Source organism: Bilophila sp. (genome assembly GCF_057864385.1).
The window spans coordinates 20803-42198 of sequence record NZ_DBMAFI010000009.1; the positions used below are offsets into that span (position 1 = coordinate 20803).

General features: G+C 58.9%; 15 protein-coding genes. 6 read left to right on the forward strand and 9 right to left on the reverse strand.

The window, feature by feature from the left end; all coding sequences use genetic code 11:
* Window positions 1-2 precede the first annotated feature (2 nt).
* Window positions 3-314: a c-type cytochrome gene (locus ACZM8Y_RS04400; RefSeq protein WP_479859003.1), complete on the reverse strand. Its 312-nt coding sequence runs from the start codon at window positions 312-314 to the stop codon at window positions 3-5.
* Between the two features lie 326 nt (window positions 315-640).
* Here ACZM8Y_RS04400 and ACZM8Y_RS04405 point away from each other — a divergent pair, with 326 nt between their 5' ends.
* From ACZM8Y_RS04405 to ACZM8Y_RS04415, 3 genes are read left to right on the forward strand one after another with little or no spacing between them, the layout of a single operon-like run.
* Window positions 641-1816 (forward strand): hypothetical protein, encoded by a 1176-nt coding sequence (locus tag ACZM8Y_RS04405; protein ID WP_482334481.1) that lies wholly within the window; start codon window positions 641-643, stop codon window positions 1814-1816.
* 1 nt (window position 1817) lies between these two features.
* Window positions 1818-3173 (forward strand): c-type cytochrome, encoded by a 1356-nt coding sequence (locus ACZM8Y_RS04410; RefSeq protein ID WP_482334483.1) that lies wholly within the window; start codon window positions 1818-1820, stop codon window positions 3171-3173.
* Entirely contained in the window at window positions 3170-5020 is a 1851-nt protein-coding gene (locus ACZM8Y_RS04415; RefSeq protein ID WP_482334485.1) for a cytochrome c3 family protein, read from the forward strand. The genes ACZM8Y_RS04410 and ACZM8Y_RS04415 overlap by 4 nt, the downstream gene beginning before the upstream one ends.
* Window positions 5021-6069: 1049 nt before the next feature.
* Here ACZM8Y_RS04415 and ACZM8Y_RS04420 read toward each other — a convergent pair.
* The 3 genes from ACZM8Y_RS04420 to ACZM8Y_RS04430 form a co-directional block, all read right to left on the reverse strand.
* Window positions 6070-6939, reverse strand: a complete 870-nt coding sequence (locus tag ACZM8Y_RS04420; protein WP_479859949.1) for a DMT family transporter — start codon at window positions 6937-6939, stop codon at window positions 6070-6072.
* Window positions 6940-7007: 68 nt separating this feature from the next.
* A complete protein-coding gene (locus tag ACZM8Y_RS04425) occupies window positions 7008-7679 on the reverse strand; it encodes a B3/B4 domain-containing protein (protein WP_482331576.1) in 672 nt (223 codons plus the stop codon).
* 72 nt (window positions 7680-7751) lie between these two features.
* Window positions 7752-8522, reverse strand: coding sequence for a helix-turn-helix transcriptional regulator (locus ACZM8Y_RS04430; RefSeq protein WP_482331570.1), 771 nt, complete (start codon window positions 8520-8522; stop codon window positions 7752-7754).
* A gap of 707 nt (window positions 8523-9229) precedes the next feature.
* Between ACZM8Y_RS04430 and ACZM8Y_RS04435 the strand changes: the two genes are divergently transcribed.
* Window positions 9230-9517 (forward strand): hypothetical protein, encoded by a 288-nt coding sequence (locus ACZM8Y_RS04435; RefSeq protein ID WP_489501600.1) that lies wholly within the window; start codon window positions 9230-9232, stop codon window positions 9515-9517.
* Window positions 9518-9610: 93 nt separating this feature from the next.
* On the opposite strand, the gene ACZM8Y_RS04440 is transcribed toward ACZM8Y_RS04435, so the two are convergent.
* Window positions 9611-9760 carry a hypothetical protein gene (locus ACZM8Y_RS04440; protein ID WP_482331560.1) on the reverse strand — a complete coding sequence of 50 codons (150 nt, stop codon included), beginning with the start codon at window positions 9758-9760 and terminating at the stop codon, window positions 9611-9613.
* A 1506-nt stretch (window positions 9761-11266) separates the two neighbouring features.
* Here ACZM8Y_RS04440 and mgtA point away from each other — a divergent pair.
* Window positions 11267-13969 carry a magnesium-translocating P-type ATPase gene (mgtA, locus tag ACZM8Y_RS04445; RefSeq protein WP_479859785.1) on the forward strand — a complete coding sequence of 901 codons (2703 nt, stop codon included), beginning with the start codon at window positions 11267-11269 and terminating at the stop codon, window positions 13967-13969.
* A 640-nt stretch (window positions 13970-14609) separates the two neighbouring features.
* Here mgtA and ACZM8Y_RS04450 read toward each other — a convergent pair.
* The 4 genes from ACZM8Y_RS04450 to ACZM8Y_RS04465 form a co-directional block, all read right to left on the reverse strand.
* Complete coding sequence (locus ACZM8Y_RS04450; RefSeq protein ID WP_479860040.1) at window positions 14610-16220, reverse strand: Ppx/GppA phosphatase family protein; 1611 nt, start codon at window positions 16218-16220, stop codon at window positions 14610-14612.
* The gene (locus tag ACZM8Y_RS04455; protein WP_482331547.1) at window positions 16199-17092 is read right to left on the reverse strand and encodes an HD domain-containing protein; all 894 of its coding nucleotides are present in this window, start codon (window positions 17090-17092) and stop codon (window positions 16199-16201) included. The genes ACZM8Y_RS04450 and ACZM8Y_RS04455 overlap by 22 nt, the downstream gene beginning before the upstream one ends.
* 27 nt (window positions 17093-17119) lie before the next feature.
* Entirely contained in the window at window positions 17120-19267 is a 2148-nt protein-coding gene (ppk1, locus tag ACZM8Y_RS04460) for a polyphosphate kinase 1 (RefSeq protein ID WP_482331543.1), read from the reverse strand.
* Between the two features lie 65 nt (window positions 19268-19332).
* On the reverse strand, window positions 19333-19770 hold the full coding sequence (locus ACZM8Y_RS04465) for a hypothetical protein (RefSeq protein ID WP_487479860.1): 438 nt from the start codon (window positions 19768-19770) through the stop codon (window positions 19333-19335).
* Between ACZM8Y_RS04465 and ACZM8Y_RS04470 the strand changes: the two genes are divergently transcribed.
* Window positions 19750-21204, forward strand: a complete 1455-nt coding sequence (locus ACZM8Y_RS04470; RefSeq protein ID WP_482331538.1) for a diguanylate cyclase domain-containing protein — start codon at window positions 19750-19752, stop codon at window positions 21202-21204. The two genes, ACZM8Y_RS04465 and ACZM8Y_RS04470, sit on opposite strands and share 21 nt — an antisense overlap.
* Window positions 21205-21396: the final 192 nt, after the last annotated feature.

Genomic DNA, 21396 nt, shown 5'->3' on the forward strand with positions numbered 1-21396 from the left:
AGCTACAGCGTGGAACCATAGTCGGCGAGGCTTTTCAGTTGTTCGCCCGAAAGTTGCTTGACGACGTTTTCCATAACCAGCTTGCGTTGGGCGCCAAAGGAGCCGGCCTTGTATCCTTCAAGTTTCTTGAGCAGATCGGCGGCGCTCTGGCCCTTGATGGGGGGGATGCCCTTGGCGGGGACGCGGCCGCCGTCAGCGCCGTGGCACCCCTGACAGTAGGTTTTGAAGAGGTTGGCCGCATCGCCGTCGGCAAACGCGACGCTGAAGGAAGCGAGAAGCATCACGGCTGAAAAGACAATCAATACCTTTTTCATTGTATTCCTCCTGCCTTTTTACTGTTGAACCGTACGGCCCCTTGCGGGGGCGTGGCTCAAGAAACGTGTTTGGGGATAGTCATCATATTCCTATCCCGTTGAGTAGCCGCATAGGAATGAAAGCACCATGATAACATGGTTCATCCCCGTGTGAGCTGCGTTTTTGCCTCTTAGGGGGAGGAGGTTCGCCCGCGTCTGCCTGCGGGGTATGAGTCTCACGGCATTTCTTCATCTATAATGGAAAAGGAGGCGAGGGGCGGGTAGCGTCAACCGTATAGGTCTGAAGCCGGTTTTCCTCTGGACTTGGGATACGAAAGGAACGACGCATGAGCAAAAAACGGATAGGCATTGTCGGCATGGCCCTTGTCACGCTTTTGGGGGCTGGGGCCGCTTACGCTTCCCCTGAGGCATCGCGCCTGCTTTCTCCCCCGATGACGCTGCCGGTACCGTCCGGGTTTTTGAGCATACTTTTACTGCTGACTTTTTTTGTACATTTGGTGTTGGTCAACGTGCTTCTGGGTTCGGTAATCCTGTCGGCCGTCGATCGGCTGGCTTCGGCTTCGGACAGCAAGGGCGGGATGGCCTTCATGCCCAAGGTGCTGGCGCTTGCCGTGAACTTCGGCGTTGCGCCTTTTCTCTTTTTGCAGGTGCTCTACGGGCATTTCCTGTATCCCGGCATTCTACTCATGGCCGTGTGGTGGATGTTTGTCGCCGTATTCGCCATGATGGCGTATTATGGGCTTTACGTGAGCGGTGAAGCGGTCGGGCCGATGCGGAGGAAGCTGCCCTTGATCCTGTCGGCCCTGCTGCTTTTGCTGACGGCCTTTTTGTTGAGTAACGCCAGTACCCTGATGCTGCGCCCGGATTTCTGGTTCCGGTGGTTTTCCGAGCCGCACGGCCGCCTCTTGAATACGGGCGATCCCACTTTGTTCCCGCGTTATCTGCATATCCTGCTGGCTTCTTTGGCTGTAGGCGGCCTGACGATGGCCTGGCGCGCCCAGTGGGGCAAGCGGGCCCCGGAATCCAGCAGGGAAGAGGCCGAGCGCCGTTTCCGTCGGGGGCTGGATTGGTTTTTCTACGCTTCCTTGGCGCAGGTTCCGGTGGGGCTGCTGTTCCTGTCCGCATTGCCCCCGGATGTGCGCAGCCTTTTTCTGGGAGGGGATGCCCTGTCCACGGCGGCCCTGATGCTGGCCGTGTCCGGGCTGTGCATCGCCCTCGTCCTTGCCCGGCAGGGCAGGCTCAAGCTTGCCGGCGCCGCCGCCCTTGGCGTCATTCTGGTCATGGTCTGCGTGCGCGGCATGGTGCGCGACGCCCTGCTTCAGCCCTACGGCGGCGCGGCGTCCCCGGCCCCCACCGCTTTGGCGATGCCGCACGGGCAGACCGCCGCCCTGGGCCTCTTTCTGGTAGTTACGGCTTTGGTCATCGCCATCCTTGTCTGGCTGGGCCGTGTGCTTTTTCAGGCCTTGAACCGCAGTGAAAGCTCGGAAATCCGGGAGGGATGACATGGAATTCCCCGTCTGGCATTTCGTCGGCATTGGTTCAGGGCTGATTATCGGCATCGTTTCCGTGCTGCACGTCTTCGTGGCCCAGTTCGCCGTGGGCGGAGGGATCTATCTGGTGTGGATGGAGCGGAAGGCCCACCGGGACGGGGCCCCGGAGATTTTGCAATGGCTGGAGCGCCATACGCATTTCTTTTTGCTCCTGACCATGGTTTTCGGCGGGCTCAGCGGCGTGGGCATCTGGTTTACCATGAGCGTGGTGAACCCTGGGGCCACGTCCATGCTGATCCATAATTTCGTCTTTTTTTGGGCCGCGGAGTGGGGGCTTTTCCTGCTCGAAGTGGTTTCCCTGCTGGCCTATTACTCTACCTATGCTTGGAGCCGTAACGGGCGGATGAGCCCGGAGGCCCATATGCGCATAGGCATCGTCTATGCCTGCGCGGGCTTCCTCTCGCTCGTGCTGATCAACGGCATCATCACGTTCATGCTGACTCCCGGACAGGGGCTGTCCACCGGAAACGTATGGCTCGGCTTCTTCAATCCCACCTATTGGCCGAGTGTGGTTGTACGTCTGGGCATCTGCCTGATTCTGGCGGGCATGTTCGCCCTGTTCACCGCCCCTCGCATCGCTTCGGCCGAAGCCCGGCGTATCGCGGTGAGGGGGAGCGGCCTGTGGATCATCCTTCCCTTCTTTCTGCTGCTGGGCGGTTCCGTGTGGTATTTCATGGCGCTGCCGCCGGATCGGCAGGAAGCCATTCTGAACCGGACTTCCGATATCCATCCTTTCCTCATCACATACGGCTGGATGCTGCCCGCGGTCTTCCTGGCCGGGGTGGTGGCCTTTGTGCGGGCCGAGCGCCTCCGCAAGCCTTTGGGTATCGTCATCCTGTGTTCGGGGCTGCTTTTGGTGGGCAGTTTTGAATGGGTACGCGAAACCGCACGCCGTCCTTGGGTGGCCGAAAGCTATATGTATTCCAATGGGATGAGCGTTGTGCAAGATGCGCGGGCCAAGGCGGGGGGCATAGCCTCGGTGTCCGGCTGGGTACGGACGCTTGATGCCGTCGAAAGCGGTTCCCTGAAGCTCGAAGCGCCTCTTGCCGACGGGCTGGGCAAAGGCTCCATGCTGTTCGCCCTGCAATGCAATGTCTGCCACGGCTTGGGCGGGCCGCGCATCGACATCATCCCACGGGTGCGGCGTCTGACCCGGTATGGCCTTGAGGCGCAGCTTCAGGGGCAGGGGACCCGGCTCGGCTACATGCCGTCCTTTGCCGGCAGCTTTGAAGATCGCCGGGCTCTGGCGGACTATCTTCAGCGTATGGGCGCCCCGCGCCAGACCTTTCCTTCCCCGGAGGCACAATGAACAAGCACGCGTCATCCTCGTCAACGTCTTATGGAGCGTGGGCCTTGGCAGCTTGGCTGGCTGCACTGGCTTTGTTTCTGATCTGGCTGGGCTGGGTTCTTTTTTCCGTGTCCCCAATCGAGAAAAAGGCCGAAACCTTACCCGCATCCGTTCCGGCCGTCGCGCAACGTGATCCCGGCACGGTACTGGACAACCTCCCCGCCAAGGGTTCGTTGGCTGCCCCCGATATGCCTTTCACGGCGTCTCAAGAGTACGTGTTGACGGGGGCTGGGCTACAGGGGTTTTATCAGACGTCCGCGCCGAACGATGTCTGGACTCTTTCCTATTCGGAGCCGCAGCTCAATGCCCAGCTTATCAAACGTGGGCCGCCCATTCCCGAAGTCGTGACTCAGGGCGTTGACGTAACATGGGAGCTGAGCCCGAAAGCGGGGCTGGCGAAAGATGCCGCAGCGCGTCAGGGGCGGATGGCTGTTGCGGAGGATTCTTTTTTCGCGGCGTCGATTCCCGTGAGCGCCGTCAATACCGACGGTGTGCTTGACCCCTATCCGGTGATCACGCTGCGCGCCAAAGACGAAAAGACCGGGAAACTCCTGGCTGAAAGCGCCGCCGTGCTGGCTGTTTCTCCCGGCTTCGGCTGTGCCCGGTGCCACGCGAACGCCGGGACAGCCATTTTGGAAGTGCATGATCGGCATCAGTCCACCCGCTTTATGGAACAGCACGCGAAAGGTGAGGTCATTGCCTGCCGTTCCTGTCATGTCGGCCTGAAGGACGGGAAGGCGGGTGAAGGGAAGAGTGGGCCGGAACTCAGCGTTTCCGCCGCCATCCACGGCTGGCACGCCACCTACCTGGCCGACAGGGGCGCTGACGCCTGCAAGACCTGTCATGTGGATCTGGGCCGCACGGGGGATGATCCGAAAAACGCCCCGCGCCGTCTGTTCGCCCGCGATTTCCATGTGGATCGCGGGCTTTCCTGCGTGCGCTGCCACGGGTTCATGGAAGATCATACTCTGGCCTTGCTCAAGGCCGAACAGGAGGCTGGGCTGCCTCAGGCCGTCAAGCTCATGTCCGGCATCACGCCGCGCGAGGCTCCTTTGGACAAGATCAAGGGGCGGCTGCCTTGGGTACAGGAACCGGACTGTACCGGTTGCCACAATTTTTCGGAAAAGCCCAACCTGCTCACCGCGTCGGCCTTCAACAAATGGACGCCCAGAGACGAGGGGGCGTCCGGCCTTTTCAGCAGACGCCGCGACGATATGCTTATGGTGCGCTGCATCGTCTGCCACGGCGCGCCGCATGCCGTATATCCGTCGGCCAACCCGCTTGCCGAAAACCTCGACAACCTCCCGCCCCTCCAATACCAGCAGCAGGCGGCCACGCTTGGGAGCTACGGCAACTGCGCGTTGTGCCACGGTCAGCCTATGGGCTTTTCGGCACACCATCCTTTGGTGCGGTGGAGCGAGAGGGAAATCCATGCACCTTCCGGAGCACGGCAGACCATGCCCGCAGTGCGGTTCTCCCATCAGGCGCACACGCCGCTGATCAATTGCACGACCTGCCACCACACGGGGTATGAGGACGGCAAGCCCCTGCTGTGCACACGTTCCGGCTGCCATGACGGCCTGACCGCCATGCTGCGCACCGGCAAGGACGCCAAGCCTGCATTGAACCCTTTTTATTTCTATAACGCGTTTCATGGCCCGTATCCGAGCTGTATCGCCTGCCATACCGAATCGCTTGCGGCGGGCAAACCGGCGGGGCCCACGGACTGCAAGGCCTGCCATCAGGCACCTTCGCCTTTATGGGCGCATGAGGCGGAAGCGGGGAGTTCCGGCGCAGCGGCGCAATAGCATTCCCGCACGGATGGTGATGGTGATTTCGTATAGGCGTTTCATTTGGGGACTACATCCATGCCGGGGGGTGCCCTTGGCTGTAAGGGGGGGCAGAGAGGCAACCCCAGCACGGGCGCACATGCGCGGTTCGCTCGGATTGTGGCTAGCAAGCTGTTCGGCAACCCTGAGCACGGGGAGACCCTTTACAGATATTGGGCATCGTACGGCTGATCCCAGTACGGCGCACGCACGGGGCAATTTGATGTCGGACTCCTTCAACCTTTGCCTCGAAAGCGCGGGGACACGCGGGGAGGGAGGCGACCCCGTGTGGGGCCATATGAAATGGCATTTTCGGCAGAATGGGCTTTCAAGGCTGTGCCATAGAAATGATTGATGCTTTCCTGAAGTTCCAGAGGGATAATCAGCAATATGCCTCAGTCATGGAGTCCACCAACGGAAAAGTTGGAGAAAAGGCCGTATTTTCACCATATGGAGGAGATGAAGCGGACACATCGCTATGGCAGAGCCATCCATTTTCAATGGCTCTGCCATGGCATGTGGTTGTTTCATCGCCATAGTGCAGTGAAAATACAGCCTTTTTATCCAGCTTTCCCATTGGCGGGCTCTATGGCTAAGGCATTTGGCTGGTTATTCTTTTGAAACGTTAAGGGAAAAAGCATCAACCATTTTCTAGGATACAGCCTTTTTAATAAAATATATTAGGTCGTGTTATTAATTATATAATATATTGAAATTATTTGATTATTTTTTAACTGCAAAAATTATGGCTGTGTCATAGAAAATGGTTGATGCTTTATTTCCTTGAAATTCCAAAGAAATAACCAATAAAATCCCTCAATCACAGCTCCCACCAGCGGAAATTTGGAGAAAAAACATATATTTTTAGTATATTGCTGAAACAAAACAACCATGTACTATGACAGAGCCAAAATTATTTTAATAATTTAAAATAATTATATATAAAATGACGACACGACCTAGCACTGGGTACAAAAAACGGCATGTTGGACGGACATACCGTTTCGCATAACGTGGGAAGAACCGTTTCAGCTTCGATCCGCCGTCAGCAGGAATACCGCCGAAATGACCAGCGCACTGCCCGCCCAGCCGTAGGCGGAAAAGTTTTCGTTCCAGAACAGCCAGACCCAGAATGTCGCCAGTACGGGTTCGATGTTCCCGATGATGGCGGCCTTGACTTGGTTGATGATCTGGAGGCTCCGCCCGTAGGCGAGGTAGGCCCCGTAGTTCGTGACCACGCCGAGGGCCAGCAGGTTGGCCCATGCCGTCCACGAACGGGTGGGGGCGAAATCCACGAAGGGGAAGAGGGCCAGCGCGCCGCCGAGCAGCATGTAGGCGTACAGGGTCGCGGTGGAGTAACGGGGCTGCCACCAGACATAGAATGGGAAATGCGAGGCGTAGCAGAGGCCGGATATCAGCCCGCAGACGATGCCGAGCACGGACGGTTCGGCGTTCAGGCTCCCGCCGGAGAAGCATACCAGCGCCGTTCCGAAGAGGGCCAGCGCCAGCGCGATCCCCTTGCGGGAGGAGAAGCTTTCGTGGAACAGGATGCGGGAGAACACCGCCACCCATGCGGGGGCCGTGTACAACAGCACCATCGCCGTGGCCGCCCCGCTCAGCTGGATGGAGATTTGCAGCGAACTGAAAAACACGCTGATGCTCAACACCCCGAAGACGCAGAAGAACAGCGCGTGCTTCAAGGGGATGCGCGCCCCGCCGCGGATGCCCGTTTGGGCGAAAAAGCAGACGCCGCCGAGCAGGGCGCGCCAGAAAGCCACCTCCAGCGGCGCAAGGCCTTCCTCCATGCAGATTTTGGAAAAAGGGCCGATGAGCGACCACAGGACGGCGGCGGCGAGCACATACAGATAGCCCGTCATCTGCTTTGAATCCTTTGCCATAAACGGTTTCCTCCAGAGGGCCGGCGGTGCCGCGCGGCGTTTGGCCGCGTCCTGCCCCGAACCTGATGCTATTCTATGATGAAGGATTCCGCGTCCGAGGGGTGCGCATACTGGCCGAAACGCCTGAGGGCCAAGGCCAGGGCGTCTTCAAGCCGGGCTCTGGCGGAGAAGGAGAACAGGACCGTCAGGCAGGAGCGGGTTTCCGGTGTGATCATGGCGCGGGTGGAGTCGCTGGTGGGGCTTCCGAAAGCGCCTTGCCCGTCCGCGAGCAGGGGCATGTTTTCAAGGGCGATGTCGTCCTTGCCGATGCCCGGATACGCTTCCCCGGCTTTGCCCAGACGGAAAACGATGTCCGCACCGATACGGGCCGTGTCGTAAGAGCCGAGGGAGAAGCCGGTTTCGAGCGAGACAAGGTTGTTGGCGTCCACGACGCTGTTGATCTGGTAGAGGGCCTTTCCCTGACGCACCCGGCGGTACAGCGATTCGGACGAGACGCGGAACCGTCCGGGGTCTTTGCCGAACGCCTTGTACGCCTTTCGGGATTCGTCGAGGTTGGGGATCTGGGCCAGCGGCGTGGTTTCCAGCATGGTTTTGAGGTAAGGGGCAACCTCGTTTTCGAGGCACGTCCAGAGCGCGTCCTCGCGGGCGAGCACGTCCGCCGTGTAGGTGAGGCAGCCCAGCCGCGCTTCGGGCCACGCGTTTTTGATGGATGGATCGATGGTGATGTTGAGGGCCGACATATCCGCTCCTTGTGCAATGGTGATTGCCGAGGGCGAAACGGCCGCCTCGCCCTCATGCCGGAACGGACAATATCATGGGTGGGGCCGGGAGTCTTGTTCCGGGCTCCTGTTTTTTTGTCCCAATCGCGTTTGCCTCCGATAGGCGGCGGGCGTCAGGCCGGTCAGACGCTGCATGGCGCGGGTGAGCGCGCTTTGATCGGCATACCCGGCCCGCAGCGCCAGCTCCGCAATCGGCAGATCCGATTCCGCCAGCCATTTCCGCACATGGCTGATGCGGCGTTCCGCCAGCCATGCCTGCGGGCTGAGGCCCCATTCGGAACGGGACAGCGCGTGCAGCCTGCTTGGGCTGATGCCGATGCGCCGGGCCATTTCGCCCACAGTCCACGGCGCGCCGGGGTGGGCATCGATCAGCCTTTCCAGTGCGGCGAGCCGGGAAGGGCGGCATAGCGGGCGTTCAAGGAAGGAATTGAGGAGCAGGGGCATCCAGCATTGCGTGGTACCCGGCTGTGAAAAGCGGTCTCTGGACAGCTCCGCGAATCCGATCAGGTGGCGGGTGGCTTCGGAAACGGGAAGAAAGATTTGTTCCGCCAGTCGTTCCGCCGCAGGGACGCCGCATTCGGCAAGATCGCAGTTGACGATAAGGAAGGCATTCGAGACGGTCGCCAACTGCGAATGCGGGACGCCGGGCGCGACGAACGCCGCGCAGGAGGGGGAAAGCCTGCCTTCCGCGCCGCCGATGGAGATTTCCAGTTCACCGGCGATGGGCAGGACGAACTGCGCGTGGGGATGCCGTTCGTTGCTGCGTTCCCCCTCATAGCTCAAAAAATCGATCCGGATGGACATGGCCCGCCTCATACTGAATGCCGAAAAAGGAGATATTAGCTTTTACAATGAAAATACACATTCTAATTATATTGTTATATTGAAACTCAGAATGAATTTTTTCAAAAATCATGGAAAAGGCGAATGTCTCCGAAAGGCTCTGTCATAGGTCGTGTCGTTAATGAGATATAATCTATGAAAGTATTTAACTATTTTTCGAATTATAAAAATATTATTTCCAATAATTTTAAATAGTTACATATAAATGACACACGACCTCGTATATGGTTGTTTCATTGTGACAGCGCGGTGAATACAGCCTTTTTCTCCAGCTTTCCCATTGGCGGAGCCCATAGCCAAGACATTTTGTTGGTTATTCCCTTGGAATTTCAAGGAAAAAATCATCGGCCATTTTTATGGCACAGCCCTCCGAAAAAGATGCGCCGTTTTCCGCAACGGGTTGTCCGTGCGGCGCATATGGTATCTTATAAGCCCAAAGCCTCTGGGCTTACAAGGCCGGGCCCCATCCGGGACATTTATTCCTCCAATGGAAATGAAGCCGTAACAAGTTTAAATGACAGATGATCTCTTTTAATCACATCAAAAAGGCAAATGTTTCCCCATCCGGGAGGCGGCACCCGGATGTATGCAGGGGCCTGAATAAGGCCGGGAGGGGAGCAGCGGATATGCCGTTTTCGGACGGCCTCTCCTTTCCGACATTCGGAAACATGGCTGGAAATCCCGCGACGGGACGGGGGATAGTAGCAGATACGGACATCCGGGCGACTTCTGAGGACGTATGGGCAGAGGCCGGGATCAAGCATGGTGATGCCGTTTTCAGAGGACAGCCAGAGTTGTTTGAACAAGGTCAGGCCCCGGACGGGCATGAAATCGGGCTTCAGGGCGTCAAGCATGGCAAGGAACGCCTCGTGTCCGAACGCGATTTCTTCCGGCGTGGCGTGGGGGAGCGGTTGCGGTACGCTTCCGTTTGCATGTGTTGGACAAACACGCCGTAAGCCACGGTATCCCATACCGCGTTGGGCCCTCCGTAAGCGTTCCCGGTGAGCATGGCGGAAACATGGCTGGAAATCCCGCGGATGGTGGCAGTATCAGATGCGGACATCCGGGCGACTTCTGAGGACGTATGGGCAGAGGCCGGGAGCAAGCATGGTGATGCCGTTTTCAGAGGACAGCCAGAGCTGTTTGAACAAGGTCAGGTCCCGGACGATCACAAGATCGGGCTTCAGGACGTCGAGCATGGCAAGGAACGCCCCGCGTCCGAGCGTGATTTCTTCAGGTGTGGCAGAGGGGGGCGGTTGCGGTGCGCTTCCGTTTCCATGTGCTGGACGAACACACCGTAAGCCACGGTATCCCATACCGCGTTGGGCCCGCGTAGAGGTGTTCCCTGTGAGCATGACGGAGATGTTGCGGACAGTGCGGATTCAGTGGTTGCCGTTGCCTCCGGCGGCGTCCCGGAACGCTCGGCGCACGAGGCCCGTCAGTGTATGTCCTGTCGGCTCCGTCCGAAGCCGTGCCGCGGTTGGCTTCACCGAGCATGAGGTACGCGGGTCGGCGTAACAGTCCCCCACGTAGGGGAGGAAATGGATGGCTTGTTTTTCTTGCAGATGGATGCTGCCTGAACGTGTCCATAGTTATGGTCATAGAGTTCCTCCGGCGGTTTGCGCCGCCTTGGAAGCGGCGGCTTTTGGCTGTGCCATAGAAAATGGTTGATGCTTTTTTCCTCGAAGTTTCAGAGGAATAACCAGCAAAATGCCTTGGCTGTGGATCCCACCAAGGGGAAAACCGGATAAAAGCCTGTATTCTCACAATGTTGCGGAGATAAAACAACCACATGCTATGGCAGGGCCTTTCCTGTCCGTACATGCCGGAATTCGGGGAAGACAGTAATTGAAATCATATTGTTCCGCACTAAAACCGGAAAAGCCCGTTTGCCGCTCCAGATGCCGCCTTGAATCTGCACGGTCGCATAGAGATATTCGCTTTTGTAATGGAAGCTGCATTTCAACTATATGAAATTCAAAATGAATTTTTTAGAAAATCATCGAAAAGGCGAATGTCTCCGGATATCATGCGTTGACTTTCACGGGAGAGTTGTTTAGGGATCGCACCGGAAACTGCGAAAGCGGTATTTCCTTATCTCGCCAAGGAGGAAAAGCATGTCGCCCGACAGTAGTCACAGTCGCCCTTCAACTGATAGTGCCACAGCAACCGCTGCCGGCGTGCTTCTCCTGACCTTCTGACGAGTCCGGGGCGCACCCCCGGCGGCTCAGGAGGTTTCTATGTCCTTCTTCTCGTCTTTGCATACGAGCGGCGTCTCGCGTGCCCTTGTCTGTTTTTTCCGGGAATCCAAGCTTCCGGCGTCTTTACTTGCACCTTTCGGCTGTCTCCGTATGGCCGGGGCTTTCTCCCCTCGCCCGTCCTTCTCGCGGCGCACCCTCTTCGGATTGCGCCTTTCTCCTCACGAACGCGGCCGTTAACCGCCGTTCGTCTCTTGCCGTGCCCTTTTCAGGGCTTCTCACTCAGCGTTGCATGAGGCTGCGCTCCGTCGCCGCTTCATTTTATCAATGACAACATCGGAGGTGTGTTGTGGACATTGCCTGTTGCCGCAGGTTGTTCGCCGGGAACCCCGCCGCTCGTGCGGCGTCCGCTCCCAGCGTGTGGAAAGGCTGCCTTGCAGCCGCGATTCTGAGCCATCGCCGGATCGGTTCCCGCCTGATCCGCAAAGCATTCATGAGGTTGAAGCTATGATCAAAAAGCAGCACGAAACGGAAAAGGATCTGAACGTCACGCAGGGAGTCCGCGAACTGGCCGCCCGCCCCGCGTCCGCCCGTCTTCTTGAGGCGGCCCGCCAGACGCCGCAAGAGGTCTTTGCAGCCTACGAAACGACGCTCCAAGGACAGCCCCGGCCCGACATCATGCGGGCGCTGTTCGGACGGAACGAGATTGCCCGCAAAAAGGCGGACTCCATCCTGAAGCGTCTGTTCAAGGCCTTCATCAACCCGTTTACCGTCGTTCTCATCGTTTTGGCAGCCATTTCCTTCGTCACCGACTACGTCATCGTCGAGCCGGAGGATCGTGATCTCACCGCCGTTCTCATCGTCGGCATCATGGTTTTCATCAGCGGCGCCCTGCGGTTTGTGCAGGAAGTGCGCTCAGGCAATGCGGCGGAACGCCTGCAGGCGATGGTCAAAACCACCATTGCGGTCATGCGTGACGGCGAGAGCCGGGAACGCCCGATTTCGGAGCTCGTTGTGGGCGATGTGATCCGGCTCGCCGCGGGCGACATGATCCCCGCCGATGTGCGCATCGTCGAAACCAAAGATCTTTTCGTCAGCCAGTCGTCTCTGACCGGCGAGAGCGAACCGATGGAAAAGTGGGCCGCCGCGCATCCGCAGACGGGCGGCAATCCGCTGGAATGCAACAATCTCGCGTTCATGGGCAGTACGGTGGTCAGCGGTTCGGCTCTGGCCCTCGTCATCGCCGTGGGCAAGGATACGCTGTTCGGGGCTTTGGCCCGGCGCGTCGCGGAAACGCGCGTCCGCACGAATTTCGAGAAGGGCGTGAACGCCGTATCGTGGGTGCTCATCCGGTTCATGGTGGGCATGGTTCCGGTGGTGCTCTTCCTCAACGGCTTTACGAAAGGCGACTGGGTACAGGCCGCGTTGTTCGCGCTGTCCGTGGCTGTGGGCCTAACCCCGGAAATGCTGCCCATGATCGTGTCCGCCAACCTCGCCAAGGGTGCGGTCGCCATGTCCCGGAAAAAGGTCATCGTCAAACATCTCAATGCGATCCAGAATCTTGGGGCCATGAACATCCTGTGCACGGACAAGACCGGGACACTGACGCAGGATCGCATCGTGCTGGAATATCCGCTCGACGTGCACGGCAATGTGGATGAGCGCGTCCTGCGTCACGCCTTCCTGAACAGCTATCACCAGACCGGCCTCCGCAACCTGATGGACGAGGCCATCGTGGATCACGCCTACGAGACGAACATGCTCCCGCTGTGGCAGGACTACCGGAAGGTGGACGAAATCCCGTTTGATTTTACCCGGCGGCGCATGAGCGTGGTTGTGGCGGATAAGGCAGGCAAGACGCAGATCATCACCAAAGGCGCGGTGGAGGAAATGCTCTCCATTTGCAGCTACGCGGAATACAAGGGGAATGTGGAGCCGCTCACCAGCGCGTTGGGCGAGGAGATCCTCGCCACGGTGCGGCGGTACAACGAGGCCGGGCTGCGCGTCATCGCCGTGGCCCACAAGACGAATCCGATGGTCGCCGGGGCGTTTTCCGTGGCGGACGAGTCGGACATGGTGCTCATCGGGTATCTTGCCTTCCTTGATCCCCCGAAGGATTCCGCGGCGGCTGCCGTAGCCGCGCTGAAGGAATACGGGGTCGCGGTCAAGGTGCTGACCGGGGACAACGACGCGGTGACGCGCAGCGTGTGTGGGCAGGTGGGGTTGCGGTCCCATTCCCTGCTGCTCGGTTCGGATGTGGAGGCGATGGATGACGCGGCGTTGCGCGCGGCGGCGGAGCGTACGGACATTTTCGCCAAGCTGACCCCGCAGCAGAAGGCGCGCATTGTGACGTGTCTGCGCGAGAACGGGCATACCGTGGGCTTCATGGGCGACGGCATCAATGACGCGGCGGCGATGAAGGCTTCGGACGTGGGGATTTCGGTGGACTCCGCCGTGGACATCGCCCGCGAATCCGCCGACATCATTTTGCTGGAAAAGGATCTGATGGTGCTGGAGCAGGGCGCGATCGAGGGCCGCAGGATCTACGCCAACATCATCAAGTACATCAAGATGACGGCAAGTTCCAATTTCGGCAATATGTTCTCGGTATTGGCGGCGAGCGCGTTTCTGCCGTTCCTGCCGCTGGCCCCGTTGCAGATCCTCGTGCTGAACCTCATCTACGACATTTCGTGCACGGCCATGCCGTGGGACAACGTCGATGCGGATTTCCTGAAGCAGCCTAAAACATGGGACGCCTCATCGATCAGCCGGTTTATGATCTGGTTCGGGCCCGCCAGTTCGGTATTCGACATCACGACGTTCGTTCTGCTGTATACCTACATCTGCCCGTTGGTGTTCGGGGGGACGTATGAGACGCTGGACGCGGGCACACAACTCCTGTTCGTGAGCCTCTTTCAGGCGGGGTGGTTCGTGGAATCGCTGTGGACGCAGACGCTGGTGCTCCATATGCTGCGTACGCCCAAGGTTCCGTTCCTGCGCAGCCGGGCCTCGTGGCAGGTGACGGGGCTGACTTCGCTCGGCATTTTGGCGGGAACGTGCATCCCGTTTACGCCCGTGGGTGAGGCCCTCGACATGATGCCGCTTCCGGGCGCGTTCTTCCCGTGGCTGTTCGCCACGCTTGCGGCCTACATGCTGCTGACGACGACCCTTAAGGGCATATTCATCAAAAAGTACGGAGAATTGTTGTAAGAAAAGGCTGTGCCGCAGGAAACGGTTGGTGCTTTCTTTCTTGAAATTCCAAAGGAATAACCAATAAAATGCCCCAATCATGGAGCCATCAGCGGGAAAATCAGAAAAAAAGTCTATACATTGTGAAAATAAAAGGCTGTGTTATAGAAAATGGTTGATGCTTTTTCCTTGAAGCTCCAAAGGGATAACCGGAAAAATGCCTTAGCCGTGGCTCCCGCCAAGGGAAAAACCGGAGAAAAAGGCCGTATTTTCACCGCACTGTGGAGATGAAACAACCATAAACTATAACAGAAAACTATAATAGAGCCAAATAAAAAGACCATATACTAGGCCGTGCCGTCTTTTATATATAATTAATTAAAATCATTGAATAATTTTTAAACTTGAATAATGATTTTAATGATTTCAATATATTATATATAATTGACGACATGGCCTAGACAGAGCCCAAGAAAAAACGGCTGGCGGTGCGGAGGAATCCCTCCCAGCCTTAGCCGGGACGAACTCCCTCCGCGCCGCCTCCCCACTCGTCAAAAGTCTTGGGAAGGAGAGAGGAGGGGGCGCGGGGGAGGGGAGAGGAAAGCCCTTCTCCAGAAGGGTTTCCTCTCCCCTCCCCCGGTATATTCATTCCCCCGGCTTTTTAAACAATAGGCGTCCCGTTTTCGAGACAGGGGCAAAGCGTAAAATGCGTGTGGAAGGCCTTCTTGATCAGCTTTTGGCTGCGCCCGATCTCTTCGATTTCGATGGGGCAGGCCTCGGAAGCGTGGAGGCACAGCTCCAGTTCCCCGCCCGGCGTGCGCCCGAAACGGGCCGAACGGATGATCTGGCGGTGGCTTTTGTCCATGCGCTCCGCAAGTGTCAGGAACAGGGACAGCAGGCGCACCTCTTCCCGGATGCCTTCATCAAGCTGGAGGAACAGCGGTATTTTCTTGGAGGGCCGCTTGCGGTGGAAGAACGCCAGCGCCGCTATGAGCTCGATTTCGCGTTCCGTGAAGCCGAGCAGCTCCGTGTTGCGGATCAGATAGTGGCTGTGCGCGTTGTGGTTCGCAAAGGAAATGAAGATCCCGATGTCGTGCAGCAGGGCGGCATAGTACAGCAGCTCGCGCGATACGGGCGGGGCGTCGTGCAGCCCGATGGCCCGCGCGCTGTCGAACAGCTCAAGGGCCAGCTTCGCGATGTGCCGGGAATGTTTCTCCTCGAAGCGGCAGAACCGTGCAAGCTGGAGGACGCTTTCCTCGCGGGTGGAGAGGCGGGCGCCTGCCTTCTGGGGATGCGTCCGCATGAGGTAGTCGACGAGGATGCCGTTTTGCAGGTTGCGGTTGCTGATGGCCACGCTCTCGAATCCCTGTTCCTCCATGATGGTCTGGAGGATGGCCGCGCCCGCAATGATCACGTCGGCCCGGTTGGGATTGATGCCCGGCATGGATTTGCGTTCCTCAAGGGTGCGGGAACACAGTTCCTTGACGGCGCGGCGCAGGCCGTCATAGCTGAGGACATGCTTGGAAGCCGTGGAAGCCCTGCCCGTGCGCGCGGCGTCCTGCTGCTCCAGCGCGGCGGCGATTTCCGCGAGGTTCTGGGCCGTGCCCGAACTGGCGACGGCTTCGGGGATCTCGAACCCCGCGATGCGCTGGAAGGAGTGCAGGGCCTCGTTGCGGACGTAGCGTTGCAGCGCCGCGTAGGTATAGGCGGAAACCGGCCCTTTGTTGTCCTCAAAAAACAGGTTGGTCAGGCGCACGCAGCCGAGCTTGAGCGAATCGAGGTTCGCATAAGACTGCGAATCGCCCACGATGAGCTCGGTGCTGCCGCCGCCGATGTCGATGAACAGCCGGAGGCTTTTGCTCTGCTCCAGCCCGCTGGAAACGCCGAGGTAGATGAGGCGCGCCTCTTCGCGGCCCGATACGGCCGTGAAGTCTATCCCGGTCTTTTCCTGCACGCGGCGGATAAATTCGGGGCCGTTGACGGCGTCGCGCACGGCAGCCGTGGCGATGGCGATGATTTCCGTCGTCCCATAGACCGCGCACATTTCCGCCAGCCCGCGCAGCACAGCAATGGTGCGGGCCATCGTTTCTTCCTGAAGGCGGCTGTGGGTGAACCCGCCTTCTCCGAGGCGAACCATGTGCTTGACTTGGTTCAGGATCGTCGTGGAACCGTCCGCATGGACGCGGACGAGCAGCAGGCGCACCGAGTTGCTGCCGAGATCAATGATGCCGATGACTTTTTCCGTCCGGCCTAGTTCTCCTGGCATACGCATTCCAGCTCCCGTCCAAAGACGTGCATAAACAGATCGCCCTTTTTGATGACGCGCTCCATTTCCGCGGAACAGTCTCCTGAGCACTGGACGGCGATGATGACCTTGTGCTTTTTGACGGCGACGGCAAGGTTCCCGACGACGCCCGTGTGGGTGTAGTCGAGCGCGTCCGCAATGCGGAGCAGGGACGCCGCCTTGCGCAGCGCCTTCCGGTCGCTTTTTTTCAGGGCGTCGAAACGGGCGTGCCGACGCGAGGGCCATGCCTTGCGGTGGTAGCGGGCGAGCAGGGCGACCCACGGGCGGTCGTCCTCGTGGATGTTCAGGCTGAGATCTTCCTCAATGAGGCGCATACTGATTTTATGGTGCCCCTTGCGGCCTTCGGCGAACCCGATGTCGTGCAGCTGCGCCGCGAGGTGGAGCCTGTGCCCCCAGACGTCGTCGAGCCCGTGGAGCTCGGCGAGATCCTGAAACAGGGTCGCGGCGATGGCGGCTACACGCTGCCCATGCGTCAGCGAATCGGCCATGACCGGCGATTCGGGCATGACCGCCGTGGTGAGGGGCGTTTCCCCGCCGCGTTCCACCGCTTCGGCGGCAGGGGCGGAACAGGCTTCCGGGCACGGTTCGGAGCAGGGGGCGGACAGGGCCGGGGCGGAGGCATAGGCTTTTGGGGCGGCCACGGCTTCCGCTGCGGCTGCGGGTTTCGGGGCGGATTTCTGTTTTGCGGGCTCAGGCTGAACGGGTTTCGGCTTCCTGCCGGCCCTAGGGGCCGGTTTGGGCTGCGGCTTTCCGGCGGGAACGGTTTTCGCCGTCCTTGCGGGCCGCTTCTCCGGGGCCGCCTGAGGCTCCTGCAACTGGTCTTTCGTATGTATGGTCATGATTTTTTCCTTTTGGACGTTTGAGGATCAGGCACACTCCCGGCTGCGGCGCATCATGGTTTCCTGTGCGTTGACGGGCTGTTCTTCCTTGCCGGGCTTGATGCGGCAATAGGTACCGTCTTCCTGAAGCCGCCATGTCTGCTGGTTGTCGCGGAGGTGTGTTTCCAAAATATCGTTGCGCAGGCACGCCCGCAATCCGGGATCGCGGATGGGGACAAGCACTTCAATGCGCCGGTCAAGGTTACGGGGCATGATGTCGGCGCTGCCGATATAAAGGCGGCCTTCCCCATTGGCGTTGAACCAGTAGACGCGGGCGTGTTCCAGAAAACGCCCGACGATGGAGGTCACCTCGATGTTGTCGCTGATGCCCTTCACGCCGGGGCGCAGGCAGCAGATGCCGCGCACCTGAAGCCGGACGCGCACGCCCTCCATAGAAGCCCTGTACAGGGCCCGGATAACGTGCTTATCCACCAACTGGTTGCATTTGAAAATGATTTCGCCGTTTCCGTATTGCTGGTGCAGGGCTGTCTCGCACTGGATCATCTCCAGCAGGGAGCGGCGCATGGACAGCGGGGAGACGAGCAGTTCCCTGTATTGCTCGCGGTGGGCGTATCCGGTCATGACGTTGAAGAGATCGGTCACGTCCGCGCAGATGTCCGGGTTGGCGGTGATCAGCCCCATGTCGGTGTACATCTTGGCGGTGGAGGGGTTGTAGTTGCCGGTGCCGATGTGCACGTAGCGGGAAACCCCATCCGGTTCGCGCCGAACCACAAGGCAGAGCTTGGCGTGTATCTTCATGCCGACGAGCCCGTAGACCACGTTGACGCCCGCCTTTTCCATTTCCTCGGCCCACGTGATGTTGCGCTCCTCGTCAAAGCGGGCTTTCAGCTCGACCACGGCGGTGACCTGCTTGCCGGATCGCCGGGCTTCGATAAGGGCCTTCACGATGGGCGAAGCGTTGCCCACGCGGTAGAGCGTCTGTTTGATGGCGATGACGCCGGGATCCTCGCTGGAGCGGCGGATGAAATCCAAAACCGGGGTGAAGCTGTCGTAGGGATGGAAGAGGAAAATATCCCGGCTCTGGATGTGCGCATAGATGTCGCCTTCCTGAAATACGCTCGGCGTGTGTCCGTAAAAGGGGGACTCCTTCAAGCCCGGCCTGTCCACGCCGTAAAGGGCCATGAGTTCGGAAAAGGCCAGCGGCCCCTTGACCCGGTAAATCTGGAACGGCTGCATCCCCAGCCGTTCGGTCAGGAACGCGCTGAGCTCCTTGGCCGTGCCGTGGGCTATCTCAAGGCGCACCACGTCGCCGAAGCGCCGCTGTTCCACCAGATCCTTGACGGCCTCCAGCAGATCGTCGGCTTCGTCCTCCTCGATTTCCACGTCGGTATTGCGCGTGATGCGGAACAGCCCGGCGTTGATGACAGTGTTGCCGGGGAACAGGGAACCGAGGTATTCGGCAATCAGATCCTCCAGCAGGATGATGTCGCTTTCACGGACGTTGGCGTTGAAGCCGAGCGAGGCATAGGTTTTGGCCTCCTTGTTCCGGGGGATGAAGACGAAGCGGGAGATGTTGTTGGGGCACTTCAGGCGCGCGAACCGGGTCACGCCGTCACGGCTGCGCAGTTGGATGATGAAGTTGAGGCTGGTATTGGAGATCATTGGAAAGGGGTGGCCCGGATCGATGGCCTGAGGGGTCAGGATAGGGTAGATTTCGTTCCTGAAATAGCCGTCGAGGAATTTGCGCTGCTTTTCCGAGAGGTCCGCATAGCGCATCAGGCGTACGCCCTTGTCGTGCAGCTGCGGGGCCAGCCGTTTGCGCCAATGCTCCTGGGCGCGGGAAACCAGAATAAGAACCTTGCGCCGGATTTCGGCGAGCTGTTTGGCCGGCGTCATGCGATCCGGCGACGAGGATATGGCCCCGCTGCGGTACTGGCGATGGATGTTCGCCACCCGGACCATAAAGAATTCGTCGAGGTTGTTGTAAAAGATGGAAAGGAATTTAAGCTGCTCAAGGAGCGGGAGGCCGGTATCCGTGGCTTCGTCGAGCACCTTTGCGTCAAAGTCCAGCCAATTGATTTCCCGGTTCAGGTACAGGTTGGGACAGGCCAATTCACTGATTTCTTCCGTAGCGCACAGTTGTTCCGGGTATCCTTCGGAATCTTTGGAAACCACGATCGCTCCTCCTTCGCATGGCGGCATGGATGCAGGTCTTGTAGCAGGCGGGCCTTGGAAGTATGTTACAACAATATGACGATTGTGTGAAAAAAGTCCAGAGTATAAGAAGGTTGAAAATACGGGCCGATTCCGGCGCGGCTGATGGATGTTTTTCCCCTCTTCGGCAGGAAATTGCCGGGGAAGGGCGACGGCTGCGGGCCCTCTTTCGGCAATTCGGAAATCCTTGCCGAAAGAAGTGATTTGTGGGAGTTAAAGAATAAGCTGCGCCATAGAGGATGATTGATGCTTTTTTCCTTGCAGTTCCAAAGGAATAACCGGCAAAATGCCTTGGCTATGGATTCCGCCAAGGGGAAAACTGGAGAAAAAAGGCCGTATTTCCACCGCGCTGTAGAGATGAAACAGCCATATGCCATGACAGAATCAAAGAATATGTTTGCCTGCCTGAAGAACTTTTCCCCACATGGGTGTGAGGAGCGACGATGCAGCGACTGATACGGCACGGAGAACGAAGGGCGTTCGATACCGGCGTATTGCGGGAAGGCGGGAACTGCCGGAGCGTCTTGTATGCCCTCGGCGTCTTGTTGGCCTGCCTGCTGGTGAGTTATCTTTTCCTCTTCCGTCTGGAGCATGTCCGTGTGCTTCAGGAACGGGAAAAAGCCCGGTACGTCGTCGACAGCTACGCCACGAAAATCCAATATGTCGTCGCCAACGCCTTTTCGAGCGCCTATCTGGTGGAAGCCCTGCTGCGGCAGGGGGAGGGCCGGATCCCGGATTTTTATTCCTACGCCGAAGAGCTGGTGAAGATGCACCCGAGCACCATCAACATCAATCTGGCCCCCGGCGGCGTCGTTGCCAAAGTGTATCCGTTTGAGCGCAACAAGAAGGCCATCGGGCACGATTTGTTCGCCAATGCCGAGCGTTCCCGCGAGGCGCTGCTGGCGCGGGATTCGGGCAGGGCCACCATTGCCGGCCCGTTCGAGCTGATTCAGGGCGGCTACGCGATGGCGGTCAGGCTTCCCGTGTTCATGGGTGAGCCGGAAGGGGACATTCCGGCGCAGGAGACGTTCTGGGGGCTCATCTGCGTGACCTTCGCCTTTCCGGACGTGCTCGATCCGGTGAAACTCGAATACCTCGACAAACAGAACTATGTGTATCAGCTTTCCCGCATCCACCCCGATACGGGGGATCGGGTTGTGCTGCTGCGTTCCGCCGAAACGCTGATCGAGCCCGTGGAAAGGAAGGTGCACCTGCCCAATGCGGACTGGATCCTGAGCGTGACGCCCAAGGGCGGGTGGAACTGGAGCATCCGGTACGCTTCTTTCGGCATCGCCACCTTCATCAGCATCCTGTTCTCATGCGTGGTGGGTTTGGCCGTGGATCTTGCCCATCAAAAGAAGCGGCTGGAATTGATGTCGGAGCACGATCCCCTGACGGGGCTTCCCAACCGCCGCGTCTTGTTCCGTGAGCTGGAGAAGGCGATGGAGGCGAAGCGGCCCTTTGCGCTCTGTTACATGGATCTGGACGACTTCAAGCAGGTCAACGACACGTACGGCCATGATTGCGGCGACCAGTTGCTGAACGGGTTCGCGGAACGGCTCCAGAGCGCCCTGTCGACGGCGGGCACGCTGATCCGGCTGGGCGGCGACGAGTTCATCGCTATCCTGTACGGCGTCAGCGATCGGCGCATTGCCGGGGAGCGGTTCCGCCGGATGCTGGAAGCCATCGGAAGCGAACCCTACCATTTTGAAGGCACAGACCTGAACCCCACGGTGAGCATGGGGCTGGCGCTGTACCCTTCCGAGGCCCATTCCTTGGAAACGCTGATGCGGCTGGCCGATGCCGATATGTACGGACACAAGAAGCGCCGCCGTTGCCGGAGCGGGGCAGGAATGTCCCCGTCGGCTGATGGGGCGTCATGTTGTACGGGCGTGTAAGTCCACCGTATTGCATCTGGGAAGGGTAATAAGATTGGCTCTGTTATCGTTTGTGGTCGTTTCATCTCCATAGTACGGTGAAAATACAGCCTTTTTCTCAGGTTTTCCCCTTGGCGGGATCCACGGCCAAGGCATTTTTCCGGTTATCCCTTTGGAGCTTCAAGGGGAAAAGCATCAACCATTTTCTATGAC

What these genes read in the sequence shown, in the direction of transcription:
- ACZM8Y_RS04400 (WP_479859003.1), bottom strand. Translation starts at nt 314, where the DNA reads ATGAAAAAGGTATTGATTGTCTTTTCAGCCGTGATGCTTCTCGCTTCC.
- ACZM8Y_RS04405 (WP_482334481.1), top strand. Translation starts at nt 641, where the DNA reads ATGAGCAAAAAACGGATAGGCATTGTCGGCATGGCCCTTGTCACGCTT.
- ACZM8Y_RS04410 (WP_482334483.1), top strand. Translation starts at nt 1,818, where the DNA reads ATGGAATTCCCCGTCTGGCATTTCGTCGGCATTGGTTCAGGGCTGATT.
- ACZM8Y_RS04415 (WP_482334485.1), top strand. Translation starts at nt 3,170, where the DNA reads ATGAACAAGCACGCGTCATCCTCGTCAACGTCTTATGGAGCGTGGGCC.
- ACZM8Y_RS04420 (WP_479859949.1), bottom strand. Translation starts at nt 6,939, where the DNA reads ATGGCAAAGGATTCAAAGCAGATGACGGGCTATCTGTATGTGCTCGCC.
- ACZM8Y_RS04425 (WP_482331576.1), bottom strand. Translation starts at nt 7,679, where the DNA reads ATGTCGGCCCTCAACATCACCATCGATCCATCCATCAAAAACGCGTGG.
- ACZM8Y_RS04430 (WP_482331570.1), bottom strand. Translation starts at nt 8,522, where the DNA reads ATGTCCATCCGGATCGATTTTTTGAGCTATGAGGGGGAACGCAGCAAC.
- ACZM8Y_RS04435 (WP_489501600.1), top strand. Translation starts at nt 9,230, where the DNA reads ATGGCTGGAAATCCCGCGACGGGACGGGGGATAGTAGCAGATACGGAC.
- ACZM8Y_RS04440 (WP_482331560.1), bottom strand. Translation starts at nt 9,760, where the DNA reads ATGCTCGACGTCCTGAAGCCCGATCTTGTGATCGTCCGGGACCTGACC.
- mgtA (WP_479859785.1), top strand. Translation starts at nt 11,267, where the DNA reads ATGATCAAAAAGCAGCACGAAACGGAAAAGGATCTGAACGTCACGCAG.
- ACZM8Y_RS04450 (WP_479860040.1), bottom strand. Translation starts at nt 16,220, where the DNA reads ATGCGTATGCCAGGAGAACTAGGCCGGACGGAAAAAGTCATCGGCATC.
- ACZM8Y_RS04455 (WP_482331547.1), bottom strand. Translation starts at nt 17,092, where the DNA reads ATGACCATACATACGAAAGACCAGTTGCAGGAGCCTCAGGCGGCCCCG.
- ACZM8Y_RS04470 (WP_482331538.1), top strand. Translation starts at nt 19,750, where the DNA reads ATGCAGCGACTGATACGGCACGGAGAACGAAGGGCGTTCGATACCGGC.